The 13,841-nt window shown below is 43.6% G+C and carries 17 protein-coding genes; 12 read left to right on the forward strand and 5 right to left on the reverse strand.

Annotated elements, in window-relative coordinates; translation table 11 throughout:
• Positions 1-14 precede the first annotated feature (14 nt).
• The 3 genes from SKC35_RS09790 to yihA are packed head-to-tail and all read right to left on the reverse strand — an operon-like array spanning position 15 to position 1,630.
• On the reverse strand, positions 15-491 hold the full coding sequence (locus SKC35_RS09790; RefSeq protein WP_377979200.1) for a GNAT family N-acetyltransferase: 477 nt from the start codon (positions 489-491) through the stop codon (positions 15-17).
• A gap of 5 nt (positions 492-496) precedes the next feature.
• Entirely contained in the window at positions 497-982 is a 486-nt protein-coding gene (locus tag SKC35_RS09795) for a DUF5606 family protein (protein WP_377979201.1), read from the reverse strand.
• A 33-nt stretch (positions 983-1,015) separates the two neighbouring features.
• Positions 1,016-1,630 (reverse strand): ribosome biogenesis GTP-binding protein YihA/YsxC, encoded by a 615-nt coding sequence (gene yihA, locus SKC35_RS09800; RefSeq protein ID WP_377979202.1) that lies wholly within the window; start codon positions 1,628-1,630, stop codon positions 1,016-1,018.
• Positions 1,631-1,809: 179 nt separating this feature from the next.
• Here yihA and SKC35_RS09805 point away from each other — a divergent pair, with 179 nt between their 5' ends.
• Complete coding sequence (locus SKC35_RS09805) at positions 1,810-2,178, forward strand: four helix bundle protein (RefSeq protein ID WP_377979203.1); 369 nt, start codon at positions 1,810-1,812, stop codon at positions 2,176-2,178.
• A 105-nt stretch (positions 2,179-2,283) separates the two neighbouring features.
• Complete coding sequence (gene hemE, locus SKC35_RS09810) at positions 2,284-3,315, forward strand: uroporphyrinogen decarboxylase (protein WP_377979204.1); 1,032 nt, start codon at positions 2,284-2,286, stop codon at positions 3,313-3,315.
• Between the two features lie 49 nt (positions 3,316-3,364).
• On the opposite strand, the gene guaB is transcribed toward hemE, so the two are convergent.
• Positions 3,365-4,834, reverse strand: coding sequence for an IMP dehydrogenase (gene guaB / locus SKC35_RS09815; protein ID WP_377979205.1), 1,470 nt, complete (start codon positions 4,832-4,834; stop codon positions 3,365-3,367).
• 153 nt (positions 4,835-4,987) lie between these two features.
• Between guaB and SKC35_RS09820 the strand changes: the two genes are divergently transcribed.
• The 10 genes from SKC35_RS09820 to SKC35_RS09865 are packed head-to-tail and all read left to right on the forward strand — an operon-like array spanning position 4,988 to position 12,709.
• Positions 4,988-5,356, forward strand: a complete 369-nt coding sequence (locus SKC35_RS09820) for an NADH-quinone oxidoreductase subunit A (protein WP_223131237.1) — start codon at positions 4,988-4,990, stop codon at positions 5,354-5,356.
• Complete coding sequence (locus SKC35_RS09825) at positions 5,356-5,904, forward strand: NADH-quinone oxidoreductase subunit B (RefSeq protein WP_377979206.1); 549 nt, start codon at positions 5,356-5,358, stop codon at positions 5,902-5,904. Before SKC35_RS09820 ends, SKC35_RS09825 begins: the two co-directional genes overlap by 1 nt.
• A complete protein-coding gene (locus tag SKC35_RS09830; RefSeq protein ID WP_377979469.1) occupies positions 5,901-6,404 on the forward strand; it encodes an NADH-quinone oxidoreductase subunit C in 504 nt (167 codons plus the stop codon). Before SKC35_RS09825 ends, SKC35_RS09830 begins: the two co-directional genes overlap by 4 nt.
• Positions 6,405-6,413: 9 nt before the next feature.
• A complete protein-coding gene (locus SKC35_RS09835) occupies positions 6,414-7,649 on the forward strand; it encodes an NADH-quinone oxidoreductase subunit D (RefSeq protein ID WP_377979207.1) in 1,236 nt (411 codons plus the stop codon).
• Between the two features lie 3 nt (positions 7,650-7,652).
• Entirely contained in the window at positions 7,653-8,138 is a 486-nt protein-coding gene (locus SKC35_RS09840) for an NADH-quinone oxidoreductase subunit NuoE family protein (protein WP_130922893.1), read from the forward strand.
• An 8-nt stretch (positions 8,139-8,146) separates the two neighbouring features.
• Positions 8,147-9,487 carry an NADH-quinone oxidoreductase subunit NuoF gene (nuoF, locus tag SKC35_RS09845; RefSeq protein ID WP_377979208.1) on the forward strand — a complete coding sequence of 447 codons (1,341 nt, stop codon included), beginning with the start codon at positions 8,147-8,149 and terminating at the stop codon, positions 9,485-9,487.
• A 20-nt stretch (positions 9,488-9,507) separates the two neighbouring features.
• Positions 9,508-10,539, forward strand: coding sequence for an NADH-quinone oxidoreductase subunit G (locus SKC35_RS09850; protein ID WP_377979209.1), 1,032 nt, complete (start codon positions 9,508-9,510; stop codon positions 10,537-10,539).
• Positions 10,540-11,664: an NADH-quinone oxidoreductase subunit NuoH gene (gene nuoH / locus SKC35_RS09855; RefSeq protein WP_377979210.1), complete on the forward strand. Its 1,125-nt coding sequence runs from the start codon at positions 10,540-10,542 to the stop codon at positions 11,662-11,664.
• Between the two features lie 4 nt (positions 11,665-11,668).
• Entirely contained in the window at positions 11,669-12,187 is a 519-nt protein-coding gene (locus SKC35_RS09860) for a NuoI/complex I 23 kDa subunit family protein (RefSeq protein ID WP_130922897.1), read from the forward strand.
• 6 nt (positions 12,188-12,193) lie between these two features.
• Positions 12,194-12,709, forward strand: coding sequence for an NADH-quinone oxidoreductase subunit J family protein (locus SKC35_RS09865; protein ID WP_377979211.1), 516 nt, complete (start codon positions 12,194-12,196; stop codon positions 12,707-12,709).
• Positions 12,710-13,079: 370 nt separating this feature from the next.
• Here the strand turns inward: SKC35_RS09865 and SKC35_RS09870 are convergent, their stop codons facing one another.
• A complete protein-coding gene (locus SKC35_RS09870) occupies positions 13,080-13,781 on the reverse strand; it encodes a hypothetical protein (protein WP_377979212.1) in 702 nt (233 codons plus the stop codon).
• Between the last annotated feature and the right edge of the window lie 60 nt (positions 13,782-13,841).

Raw genomic sequence — 13,841 nt, forward strand, 5'->3', positions numbered from 1 at the left:
AGGGCTTTTTTGTTTTATAATTCTTTCAGCATCCAGATATCACATCCATCGTGTCCACTGTTTCCCAAAGGATGATCAAGTGATGCAAATCCCACTTTTTCATAGATGGAAACCGCTTTTTTTAATTCAGGCATTGATTCTAGGTACACATGCGTATAGCCGTTTTCTTTTGCCCAACTCATCGATTGCTCCATCAATTGTTTTCCTATGCCAGTGCCTCTTGCTTCTTTCGCCACATAGAGCTTAACCAGTTCGCAGGTTCCTTGTGGTAAATTTTCCGTGGGAAAGATTCCACAACCGCCTATGACTTTTTCGTCTTGGATGGCTACGTAATAATAGGAGCCAGGAGTCCGGAACAATTCAAATAGGGCATCTGTCGTCGGATCAAAATAGACCGTACCCGGCTTATTCGCCCCAAATTCCGCCAAAGCCGTACGAATTACTTTCGCCAGTGCTTCATTATCTCCGGATTCAATGGGCCGAATATCCATGCTAATTATTTTGCGGCTTTCTTTGCGGCTGGCTTTTTCTCTGCTTTTTCAGCTGGAGCCTTTTCTGCCTTAGGAGCTTTCTCTGCTGCTGGGAATAATTCGGGCGAATTGGCTACCAAAATTAAATACCAACTCAAGATTTTTTTAATGTCTGATGCGAAAACGCGATCCGTATCGTAGTTTGGAACTACGGTTGCTAAAGTGCTAAATAATTCAGCATCACTTGCTTTTTTTGCTTCGATAGGTAAAACGCCATTGAATTTAGCGTGGATTTGTAAGAACAAATCAGCTAAGGGTAAAGTGCTATCTTGGTGATCATCTAAATACAACGAGATGTCTTTTAACACGGAAATACGTGTCTGGCCACCTACGACTGATTTTTGTTTTGCAGCGTCCAAAGTCTCTACAATCACACCTGTGCGCGTAGGTTTTAACACTTTGTACAATCCACTTTTTCCCGAGATATGGGCAACTTCATTCAATAAATCCATGTTTTTTCGCTTGTTATGGGGGCAAAATTAGTACTATTTCCCTATTCTGTAAGGGGATGTTTGAATTAATTCATCGATGGACTTCAAAATATCCTCGCGACCTACGTGCTTTTCCGCCGAGGTAATAAATAGAGGAGGTAATTCATCCCACATTTCTAATAGGAAGTTTTTGTATAAGTCCACACTTTCGTTCACTTGCTTTTGAGATAACTTATCCGCTTTCGTAAATACAATATAAAACGGAATTTCATCCTCTACCATCCGGCTCATAAATTCAATATCCACCGCCTGCGGCTTCAAACGAATGTCCACTAACACAAACAAACAGGTCAAATTCTCACGATGGATCAAGTAATCAAAGATCATTTTCTCGAATTCCTTACGTTTTTCCTTGCTGACTTTGGCAAAACCATAACCCGGTAAATCCACTAAATACCACTTCTCGTCAATAATGAAGTGATTAATCAATTGCGTTTTTCCAGGTGTCTGTGAAGTTTTCGCTAAACCTTTATGGAAGGTCAACGAATTTATCAAAGATGATTTTCCCACATTCGAACGGCCAATAAAGGCAAATTCAGGAAATCTTGCTGGAGGGCAATTCTTAAAGTCGGTGTTACTGGTAACGAATTTAGCGTTAATCTGAGCCATGGGGCGTGTGTTAATGAATGACAAAGGTAAGGAAAATAGTCCGAAGGGAAAGAGTCCGAAGTCCGGAGGACCTGAGTCCGAAGGGAAAGAGTCCGAAGTTCGGTGGGAAAGAGTCCGTAAGGGTTTATCAGATTGCTGATGCAATAGATATCCTAAAAATCGTTTAGGAAATAAACTATATGCGAGTTTCTAGATTTGAGGATCTACTTGTTTGGCAAAAATCAATTAATCAATCTCTTTTAATATATAGATATTATGCAAAAAATCTAGATTGGGGTTTTAAAAATCAAATTCAAAGAGCCTCAGTTTCTATAGCTAATAATATTGCAGAGGGGTTTGATCGAAGTTCAGACAAAGAGTTTAAAAGATTTTTATTTATTGCGTTAGGTTCCGCAAGTGAAGTGCGGTCTATGAATTATTTAGGATTTAAATTGAACTATATTTCAATCGAAGAATATAATGAATGTAATAATCAACTAATTGAAATTTCAAAAATGTTAAATGGTCTATCGCGGTCGCTAAACCGGAACGAAGTAAAGTATCTCTAATTCCCTTCGGACTCCGGACTCTTTCCTTACGGACTACTCCTCTCTGGACTTTTTCCCTCCGGACTCTTTCCCTTCGGACTATTTTACCTTAACTTTGTGTCAGATATGGAAAAACTACAAAACGATCTTCTTCTTCGTGCCGCACAGGGTCAAACTGTGGAGCGAATCCCGGTTTGGGTGATGCGTCAGGCGGGGAGGATTTTACCTGAATATAGAGCGGTGCGCGCGAAAGCGGGTTCATTTATTGGTCTAGCAACGCATCCAGAAATGGCGGCGGAGGTGACGATTCAGCCGGTGACGCGTTTTGGGGTGGATGCGGCGATTATCTTTTCGGATATTTTAGTGGTGCCGGAGGCAATGGGTTTGCCTTATGTGATGGAGGAGCAGAAGGGTCCGGTTTTTCCGGAGGTGATTCGGTCGAAAGCGGATTTGGCGAAGATTCGGGATGCAAATCCGGAACAGGATTTGAAATATGTATTAGATGCGATTAAGATCGTGAAGAAGGAGTTGGCTGGTAAGGTGCCTTTGATTGGTTTTGCCGGCGCGCCATTTACGATTTTCTGTTATATGGTAGAGGGGAAAGGGTCGAAGACGTTTTCTCAGGCCAAAAAGATGTTATATGCCGAGCCTGAACTAGCGCACGCTTTGTTGCAAAAGATTACAGATTCTACGATTTCGTATTTGAAAGCACAGGTCGCGGCTGGGGCTAATTTAGTTCAGATTTTTGATTCATGGGCGGGGATTTTGTCGCCAGCGCAATATTCGGTGTTTTCAACTCCTTATTTAAAGCAAATTTGTGATGCAGTGACGGAGGTTCCGGTGACGCTTTTTGCCAAAGGCGCATTCTTCGCTCGCGAGGAAATGGCGGCACTTAATTGTGCGACAATTGGTTTAGACTGGAATATGGATATCGCGGAATCGCGTCGATTAGTGGGGCCTAACAAAACATTGCAAGGAAATTTAGATCCTTGTGCTTTATATGGTGACTTCAAGACGGTGGAAGCAGAGACCAAGAGGATGATTGATCAATTTGGGACGCAGCGTTATATTGCGAACCTAGGTCATGGTGTTTATCCCGACATTAATCCAGATAAGGTTCAGTGTTTTGTGGATACGATTCAGAATTATCAAGCATAAAAAAAAGCCTCGCGATGAACGAGGCTTTTTTTACGAATAAGTGAAAATCTTATTTCGCCGAATAGTTAGGCGCTTCTTTCGAGATGCTCACATCGTGTGGGTGACTTTCTTTCACACCGGCTGAAGTGATTTTCACGAACTTCGCTTGTTGCATCGCTTCGATCGATGAAGCTCCGCAGTAGCCCATTCCGGCTTTTAATCCGCCTACCATTTGGTATAAAATCTCTGTTACTGAACCTTTGAACGGTACGCGACCTACGATTCCTTCTGGAACTAATTTCTTGATGTCGTCTTCTGCGTCTTGGAAGTAACGGTCTTTCGATCCGTCTTCCATAGCCTCTAAAGAGCCCATTCCGCGGTATGATTTGAATTTACGTCCTTCCAAAATGATCATCTCACCTGGAGCTTCGTCCGTTCCTGCTAAAAGAGAACCCATCATGACGGTGCTAGCGCCTCCTGCGATGGCTTTAGCCACATCACCTGAATAGCGAATACCTCCGTCAGCAATGACTGGGACATCGTATTTTTGTAAAGCTTTGGCCGCTTCATACACCGCCGTCAATTGTGGCATACCTACACCAGCGATGATACGCGTCGTGCAAATACTTCCTGGGCCTACACCCACTTTCACCGCATCTGCTCCTGCTTCCGCTAAGGCAACGGCCGCATCGCCTGTGGCGATGTTACCCACGATCACATCCAAGGTAGGGAATGCTTTCTTCACTGATTTCAAGGCATCGATGACGCCTTTCGAGTGACCGTGAGCCGTATCAATACTGATAACGTCGACGCCCACTTGCACTAAAGCTTGTACGCGGTCTAATAAATCGGGTGTTACACCTACCGCTGCACCTACGCGAAGACGACCAAGTGGATCTTTCGATGCCAATGGGTGTGACTTGCGCTTCAATATATCTTTATAAGTAATTAATCCGATCAATTTGCCGTTCTTATCGATGATCGGTAATTTTTCGATTTTGTATTCTTGCAAAATGCTTTCGGCCTCTTCCATGCTGATTCCTTCTTTGGCCGTAATCAAATTGTCCTTCGTCATGATCTCCTTTACGGGACGAGCGGTTTGTTTTTGGAACCGTAAATCACGGTTCGTCAAAATACCCACTAATTTTCCGTCATTATCGATCACCGGAATGCCACCGATCTTGAATTCCTTCATGATGCGTTGTGCATCTCCTAAAGTAGAGTTGTCTTTCAAAGTCACTGGGTCGATGATCATCCCTGATTCAGAGCGCTTTACCTTGCGAACTTGTGCCGCTTGTTGCGCGATCGTCATGTTCTTGTGGATGATTCCAATGCCGCCTTCTTGCGCTAAAGCAATCGCCAAATCAGCTTCTGTTACCGTGTCCATAGCAGCGGAAACGATGGGAATGTTCAGCGAAATGTTACGCGTTAAACGAGATTGAGTACTTACTTCACGGGGTAAAACCTCGGAATAAGCGGGAAGCAAAAGTACGTCATCGTACGTTAAGGCTTCGAAAAGAAATTTAGTGGAATCAAGCATAGCAAATAATTTGTACCGGGTGTTGAATGAGTGCCCTTATTTGCAGGACAAAATTACACGAAATTTCTGAAATAATTCAATCCTTTTCTGAAATTTTCTCCCAGATTTAGATTTTTAGCTGTAAATTGCGGCTTGAATTTTTAAGCCTTCGTAATGAACTATCAACCTCAGGATTTCCTTCCTATTTTTGTTCAGCTAGCAGCTGCTTTGGCATTTATCGTCGCTACGATGTTAGCCACTCACGCATTGGGTCCTAAAAGACACTCTAAAAAGAAAGATGATGCTTTCGAATGTGGGATTGAATCGATTGGTGATGCGCGTACGCCTATCTCTGTGAAGTATTTTTTAGTAGCCATTCTATTTGTGCTATTTGATATAGAAATCGTCTTTATGTATCCTTGGGCGGTTAATTTCAAACAATTGTCTTGGAACGGTTTCTATGAAATGTTAGTTTTCATGGGCTTGCTATTAGTAGGCTTCTTATACGTATTGAAAAAAGGAATTTTAAAGTGGGAGAAATAATGAGTGATTCTTCAGTAAATATCGTTGAGGCGCCCGCTGGAATAGAGGGAGCTGGTTTTTTTGCTACGTCTTTGGACAGTTTAGTGGGTTTAGCGCGAGCTAATTCACTTTGGCCTTTACCTTTCGCAACATCTTGCTGTGGTATTGAGTTTATGTCCACAATGGCATCCCATTATGATATAGGTCGTTTTGGTGCGGAACGTTTAAGTTTCTCTGCCCGTCAAGCGGACGTTTTGATGGTGATGGGAACCATCTCTAAGAAAATGGCACCGGTGGTAAAACAGGTATATCTCCAAATGGCTGAGCCACGTTGGGTTTTATCAGTAGGGGCTTGTGCGTGTTCTGGAGGTATTTTTGATACGTATTCTGTTCTGCAAGGAATTGACCGTATCATCCCAGTAGACGTATATGTGCCAGGTTGCCCACCGCGTCCGGAGCAAATTTTGGATGGCTTTATGCAGATCCAAGAATTAGCGAAAAAGGAGACAACGCGCAGACGTAACGAACCAGAATACAAAGCTTTATTAGCTTCTTACGGAATCGAATAATGATGAACGAAAAGATAATCGAGGCGCTTCAAGCGCAGTTTGGCGAAGAAGGTGTATATGGAATAGGTGAGTCACACGGCATTTTGCAGGTGACTACCGCGGTAGAAAATATCGTTCCTATGATTCACTTCTTGTATGCTCACCCGGTATTTAAGTTTCAGTTTTTGACGGATTTAGCGGGAATTCACTTTCCAGACGCGAAAGGGCAAGAATTGGGAGTGATTTACCACTTACATTCTTTGGAAAATAACGTGCGTCTTTGGATTAAGGCTTATGCGCCTATCGAAGCGCCTAATTTCCCTACGATCACCGGCCTTTTTGCTACGGCAAATTGGATGGAGCGCGAGGCGTTTGATTTTTATGGTATCATTTTCGAAGGTCACCCTAATTTGACCCGTATCCTGAATATGGACGAGATGGATTACCACCCGATGCGTAAAGAATATCCGTTAGAGGATGCGACGCGTCACGATAAGATTGATGAATTGTTTGGACGATAATAAATAGACATGTCTGAAATAGCTTTAGTAAACAGCCCTAATGTAGGATTAGATAAAACACAAAAAGGGGGACCTTATGTGAATGAATTATCTACGTTAAACTTAGGTCCTACGCACCCAGCGACGCACGGTATCTTCCAAAACATCTTAACGATGGACGGAGAAACCATCGTAGACGCGGAGCAAACGGTAGGTTATATCCACCGGGCCTTTGAGAAAATCGCAGAACGTCGTCCTTTCTATCAAATCACGACGTTAACAGACCGCATGAACTATTGTTCAGCTCCCATTAACAACATGGGCTGGCACATGACGGTAGAGAAATTGTTAGGCATCGAAGTTCCTAAGCGCGCGCAATACATGCGTGTGATCATGATGGAACTTGCGCGTTTAACGGATCATATTGTGTGTAATTCCATTCTAGCGGTAGATACCGGAGCATTAACGGGTTTCTTATATGTTTACCAATGGAGAGAGTTTATCTACGAGATTTACGAGGAGATGTGCGGTGCACGTCTGACGACGAATATGGGTCGCTTTGGCGGTATGGAGCGTGATTTTACGCCTGTAGCAATCGAAAAAATCCAAAAATTATTAAAAGAACTTCCAGCCGCTTTGAAGGAATTCGAAGGCATGGTGATGCGTAACCGTATCTTCATGGATCGTACTCAAAACGTGGGTGGGATTTCAGCTGAGCGTGCCTTAAACTACGGATTTACAGGTCCTAACTTACGTGCTGCGGGTGTTGATTACGATGTTCGTGCCATGAACCCGTATTCTTCGTATGAAGATTTCGAATTCGATGTGCCAGTAGGTACAAAAGGCGATACGTATGATCGTTTCTTAGTGCGGGAAGAGGAGATGTGGCAAAGTTTGCGCATCATCCAACAAGCGATGGATAACCTTCCAGAAGGATCTTACCACGCGGATGCTCCCCACTATTATTTACCGAAAAAACAAGACGTCTACCACAATATGGAGGCCTTGATCTACCACTTCAAAATTGTGATGGGGGAGATCGATGCACCGGTAGGTGAGGTTTATCACTCAGTAGAAGGCGGAAACGGGGAATTAGGTTTCCATTTAGTTTCTGACGGAGGTCGTACTCCTTATCGTTTGAAATTCCGTCGTCCCGGATTTATATATTACCAGGCTTTCCCAGAGATGATCAAGGGAACCACCCTTTCAGATGCGATCGTAACGATGTCATCGATGAACGTAATTGCAGGAGAGTTAGATACATAAGACATGAGCAAGATTGTTTTCCCAGCAGAAACGCTGGAATTAGTGAAAAAAATTATCGCCCGCTATCCGGATGGAAAGCAGAAGTCGGCCTTGTTGCCTATTCTTCACCTAGCGCAAGCAGAGTGGAAGTGGTGCTCACCAGAGGTGATGGATTATGTAGCGTCCCTACTTTCCATTTCTCCTATTGAGGTGTACGAGGTAGCTTCTTTCTACACAATGTTCCACTTGGAGCCGGTAGGAGAGCACGTGATCGAGTATTGCCGTACGGGCCCTTGTTGCTTAATGGGTGGCGTGGAAGTATACGATCACTTGAAGAAACGTTTGAAAATTAACACCGGCGAAACGACGAAAGATGGCAAGTTTACCATCAAAGAAGTGGAGTGTTTAGCCGCTTGCGGTTGGGGTCCTGTATTCCAAATCCGCGAAAAATACTACATGCACTTAACGAAAGAAAAAGTGGATGAAATTATAGATGAACTGAGCAAATAAGGCCTAGGATGAAGATATTAACCGAACATATAGACGTACCTAACATCGACACGATAGACGTGTTCATGAAACACGGTGGGTATTCAGCGGTCAAAAAAGCGATTAAAACAATGACTCCTGACGAGGTCACGGAAGAAGTGAAAAAGTCAGGTTTACGTGGTCGTGGAGGCGCTGGTTTCCCGGTAGGCATGAAGTGGTCATTTTTGGCTAAGCCTGAGGGTGTGCCTCGTTATTTAGTGTGCAACGCGGACGAATCAGAGCCTGGTACGTTCAAGGATCACTATTTGATGTGGAAATCCCCACATACTTTAATCGAAGGAATGATTGTTTCTTCGTTTGCCCTAGGCGCAAATACCTCGTACATCTACGTACGTGGCGAATTGATGTATGTGATCAATATCTTAGAGAAAGCGATTCAAGAAGCATACGATAAAGGATTATTAGGAAAGAATATTTTAGGTTCAGGTTACGATCTAGATCTATTTGTTCAGCCTGGTGGTGGTGCTTATATCTGTGGTGAAGAAACCGCTTTACTAGAATCATTAGAAGGTAAAAGAGGTAATCCTCGTAACAAGCCACCTTTCCCAGCGGTGAAAGGTTTATGGCAATGTCCTACGGTAGTGAATAACGTAGAATCTATCGCAGCTACTTCGTGGATCGTGAATAACGGTGGCGATGCCTATGCGGCGATTGGAGTAGGACGTAGTACAGGAACGAAATTAATCTCGGCTTCTGGTCACATTAAGAAACCAGGTGTTTACGAGATCCCATTAGGGATTACGGTCGAAGATTTCATCTATTCGGATGAATGGTGTGGCGGAATTCGCGATGGTCATAAATTAAAAGCAGTCGTAGCCGGTGGTTCGTCTGTGCCGATCTTACCAGCCGAGTTAATCTTGACGACAGCCGCTGGAGAGAAGCGTTTGATGACTTATGAATCTTTATCGGATGGTGGTTTTGCTACCGGTACGATGTTAGGATCAGGAGGTTTTGTGGTGATGGATGAGACAGCTTGTATCGTTCACAATACCTTAACGTTTGCGAAATTCTACCACCATGAGTCGTGTGGACAATGTTCTCCATGCCGTGAAGGAACAGGTTGGATGGACAAGGTATTAAACCGCATCGAGCACGGTCAAGGCCGCAAAGAAGACATCGATTTGTTAGTCGATGTAGCTAAGAAAATTGAAGGAAATACGATTTGTCCATTAGGAGATGCGGCGTCTTGGCCAGTGGCTGCGGCGATTCGCCATTTCCGCGATGAGTTTGAGTGGCATATTGAACACCCAGAATTAGCGACAAAACCAGGCGCGGTATTTATGCGCAAGGGGGCTAGTTGGACAAAATAATTTGGCAGAAATTAACGAATATGAAAGTTACGATAGATAATATCACCCTTGAGGTAGAACCAGGAACCACCATCATGCAGGCAGCTCGCATGATCGGGCCTGAGGTTGCTCCGCCAGCTATGTGCTATTATGAGCCTTTGAAAGGTTCAGGTGGAAAATGCCGTGCTTGTTTAGTGAAGGTGACGGCGGGTTCTGAAAAAGATCCTCGTCCGATGCCTAAATTAGTTCCAGCCTGCATTACAGCCGTTCAAGACGGGATGATCGTGGAAAATACGGTGAACGAAGACGTGTTAGAAACACGCAAGGGCATCGTGGAATTCTTGTTATTAAATCACCCATTGGATTGCCCCGTGTGTGACCAAGCGGGTGAATGTCACTTGCAAGACTTCTCGTTCGAGCACGGTGTTTCATCGACTCGTACAGTAGAAGAGCGTAATACATTCGAGCCGACGGATTTAGGTCCAAACATTCAGCTGAACATGAACCGTTGCATCTTGTGCTACCGTTGTGTGTATACAGCAGATCAAATTACAGATGGCCGTGTTCACGGGGTGATGCACCGCGGAGATCACGCGGAAATCAGTACTTACATCGAGAAAGCGATTGATAACGACTTCTCTGGTAACGTGATTGATGTGTGTCCAGTGGGCGCATTGACCGATAAAACCTACCGTTTCAAGAGCCGTGTGTGGTTCTCGAAGCCAGTCGATGCACATTGCGAGTGTGAGAAATGTTCTGGGAAAGCTACGATCTGGTACAAAGGTGAGGAAGTAATTCGCGTGACGGGTCGCAAGAACATGTGGGGCGAAGTAACGGATTTCATTTGTAATGGCTGTCGTTTTGACAAGAAAAAGACGTCTGATTGGGTGATCGAAGGACCGACGAACGTGTCTCGTCATTCGGTGATCTCAGCGAATAAATATGGTGCGAATTTGATTAAGCCAGCGTTCCCAGTGTTACAGGCGGCGCGCGATTACAAGCAAATCAATGATGATCGTGACCGTAGTTTTTTAGGCATTCAACCTGCTTTACCTAAATCTAAAAAGAAATAGATGGACTTATTTGATTCAGTATTTTTGGCCAAAGCTTCTTTCATCGGGATCGTATTCGCGATCACTTTGGGGATTGCAGCCTATTCAACGTATTTCGAGCGTAAGATCGCGGCCTTCATGCAAGACCGTATTGGACCGGATAGAGCGGGTCCCTTTGGGATTTTGCAGCCTTTAGCGGATGCGGTGAAGATGTTCATGAAGGAGGATTTCATTCCGGCGAACTCTAACAAGTGGCTGTTCATTATGGGCCCTTGTTTATCCATGTTGACGGCGTTGATGACTTCGGCGGTGGTTCCTTTTGGGGATACGGTGACGATCGGAGATGTAACATTTGACTTGCAAGGTATCGATGTGAACATCGGTATTTTATGGGTATTCGGTATCGTTTCGCTTGGTGTTTATGGCATCTTAATTGGTGGCTGGGCATCTAATAACAAGTATTCTTTATTAGGCGCGATTCGTGCTGCATCCCAAAACATCTCCTACGAATTAGCGATGGGTCTTTCGATCATCGCGATTTTGATGATGACGGGTTCTCTTTCTACGAAAGCAATTGTAGAAGCACAACAAAACGGTCACTGGAACATCTTGTACCAACCGATGGGCTTTATTATCTTCTTGATTTGTGCCTTTGCGGAATGTAACCGTACGCCATTTGACTTACCGGAGTGTGAGACTGAATTAATCGGGGGATACCATACAGAATATTCTTCGATGAAATTAGGCTTCTATTTGTTCGCCGAATATATCAACATGTTTATTTCGGGAGCGGTAATGGCGACGCTTTATTTTGGTGGCTATGATTATCCTGGTATCGATTTTGTAACAGCTCAATTAGGTGCGACTGCAGCGACGTTGATCGGTGCGGGTGCATTGATTGGAAAGGCTTTGGCCTTCGTATTTATCTTTATGTGGGTGCGCTGGACATTACCCCGTTTCCGTTACGATCAATTAATGGGCTTAGGCTGGTCAGGCTTAATTCCTTTAGCGATGTTTAATGTGGTGGTAACCGGATTAGGTATTTTATTAGACCAACAGATTCTAATTGGAATCGGTGGAGTGGTCGTTTTCATCGCGGGCATCGTGGTGTACGATCAATTATTTGTGAAGAAAAAAATAGCATAGCAATATGAAATTAAGTAACCGATCGAAGGTAGTCGAGCAAGGCGAAATGACTTTAGCGGAACGTATGTATCTTCCTGCCATCGTAGGGGGTATGGCGACCACGTTAAAGCACTTTTTCTCTAAACCGGTGACCATTCGTTACCCAGAGCAAACGCGTTATTTAGGGCCGATTTACCGCGGTCACCACATCTTGAAGAAGGATGAGCAGGGTGCAGAACGTTGCACGGCTTGTGGTCTTTGTGCCGTGGCTTGTCCAGCGGAGGCCATTTCGATGGTCGCTGAGGAGCGCAAGAAGGGCGAAGAGAAATTGTACCGGGAAGAGAAGTATGCCAAAGTATACGAGATCAATATGCTTCGTTGCATTTTCTGCGGTCTTTGCGAGGAGGCTTGCCCTAAAGAGGCGATCTTCTTACGCCACGATCAAATGGTTCCTGTATTCAGTAGCCGCGATGAGGTAATTTACGGGAAAGATAAATTAGTTGAAAAAATGGACCAACGCTACTTGCGTGAGGGCTGGAAATAAATTCTTATGGAGATTTCTAATATTTGGTATTTTCTTTCAGGTTTAACTTTACTAAGCGCCCTAATGGTCGTTTTAGCTAAGAACCCGATTCACTCGGTCTTGTACTTAGTGTTTACTTTCTTTTGCATCTCAGGTCACTACGTCCTGTTAAATGCCCAATTCTTGATGGCCGTAAACATCATCGTTTACGCGGGAGCCATCATGGTTTTATTCCTTTTCGTAATCATGATGTTTGATCTGCGCAAGAATCAACCAGAATCAAAATCGAACCTTACGAAGCTAGCTGGCTCAGTTGTGGCAGGCTCACTATTAGTGGTTTTAATCGCTTTAGTTCGTCAAAATAACTTCCAAACTCCTCAGGAGCAAGGTTTTGTTTCCCAAACGGGTATGGTCGAAAACCTAGGTAAAGTCTTGTATTCAGAGTACTTATTGCCTTTCGAGCTTGTTTCTATCTTGTTCTTTGTGGCGATGGTGGGTGCGGTGTTGTTAGGAAAGAGGGAAGCAGGGGAAAGAAACTTTTAAATATTTTCAAAAATGCGTGCTATTTCGGTATGAAATTCGAAAATGTGTGCTATTTCGGTATGAAATTCGAAAATGCGCTGCGCGATATTTTCTTAAATTTCATACCGAACTACCACTTTTGAAAATGCTTTAAATCTTTACTCTCTACTCTATTATCTATACTCTATAAAGAATAAAGTTTGTATTAAAAAAGGGAACCTTCGGGTTCCCTTTTTTAATGATTACAAGCAACACATTTCACATACGTATCCGCGCAGCGGATTCCGACTTTGTTCTTTGTGCTTTATATCTATGCTCTCTACTCTATTATCTATAATCTAATTTGTGCTCTATGCTTTAAATCTATACTCTATAATTTCTACTCTATTATCTAATGAGCATTCGCGGAGCGAATGCGTTTATCAAAAACCCCCACCTTCACCCCAATCGTACCGGCTGCTTTTGCCATCCCGTGTGTTTTCTCTTCCCCAAAAGCGAAGCGGTAATTTGCCCCACCGAATACCTTTACATATTTGAATAGATTCACTTCAAGGTTGATGCCTGGTTGTACACCTAGGGCTCGTGGGCCATTTCCGTAAGGATCATTTCGGCCCCAGTTACCACCAAATCCCGGTCCTGGCTGTGGCATCGAACTCATATAACTGTGTGTGTAGTTATAAAGCGGAGCCTCCTCCTGAATACGTCCAATGGCTAATGGGAAACTTAAATGAAATACCTTATTTGCCATAGGGGTGATTTCCATTGTCAAAGCGTTAAATCGACGGCGTGGTTCATCTGCAAAGCGATTAGGGTCATCATTGCGTGGATTTGAATTAAATGAGGCGATACCTAGAGATAATTTGTTGTTCAAATGAACTTGAAATCCCATGGAACGTTCTGGGCCACCTTTGCCGAAGAGCATTTGAGATTGAAATGATACTCCGATAGAGGTTAGCTTATGTGGTTTAAAGAGGGTCTTCATCGAAGACGTGGTATCCTTCTTTATTTTGAATACCGTTTCTTGGCCAAAGGCCTGGCTAACTGAATGAAAGCCAATGAACAGCAATAAAATTAGGCGAATTGAATGTTTCATGTTGTTTATTTTTTTACGAAAGTACAAATTATAATGTTTTGATATTTCTAATTAGATGCA

The organism is Aquirufa originis (assembly GCF_042714495.1).
Lineage (GTDB): Bacteria > Bacteroidota > Bacteroidia > Cytophagales > Spirosomataceae > Aquirufa > Aquirufa originis.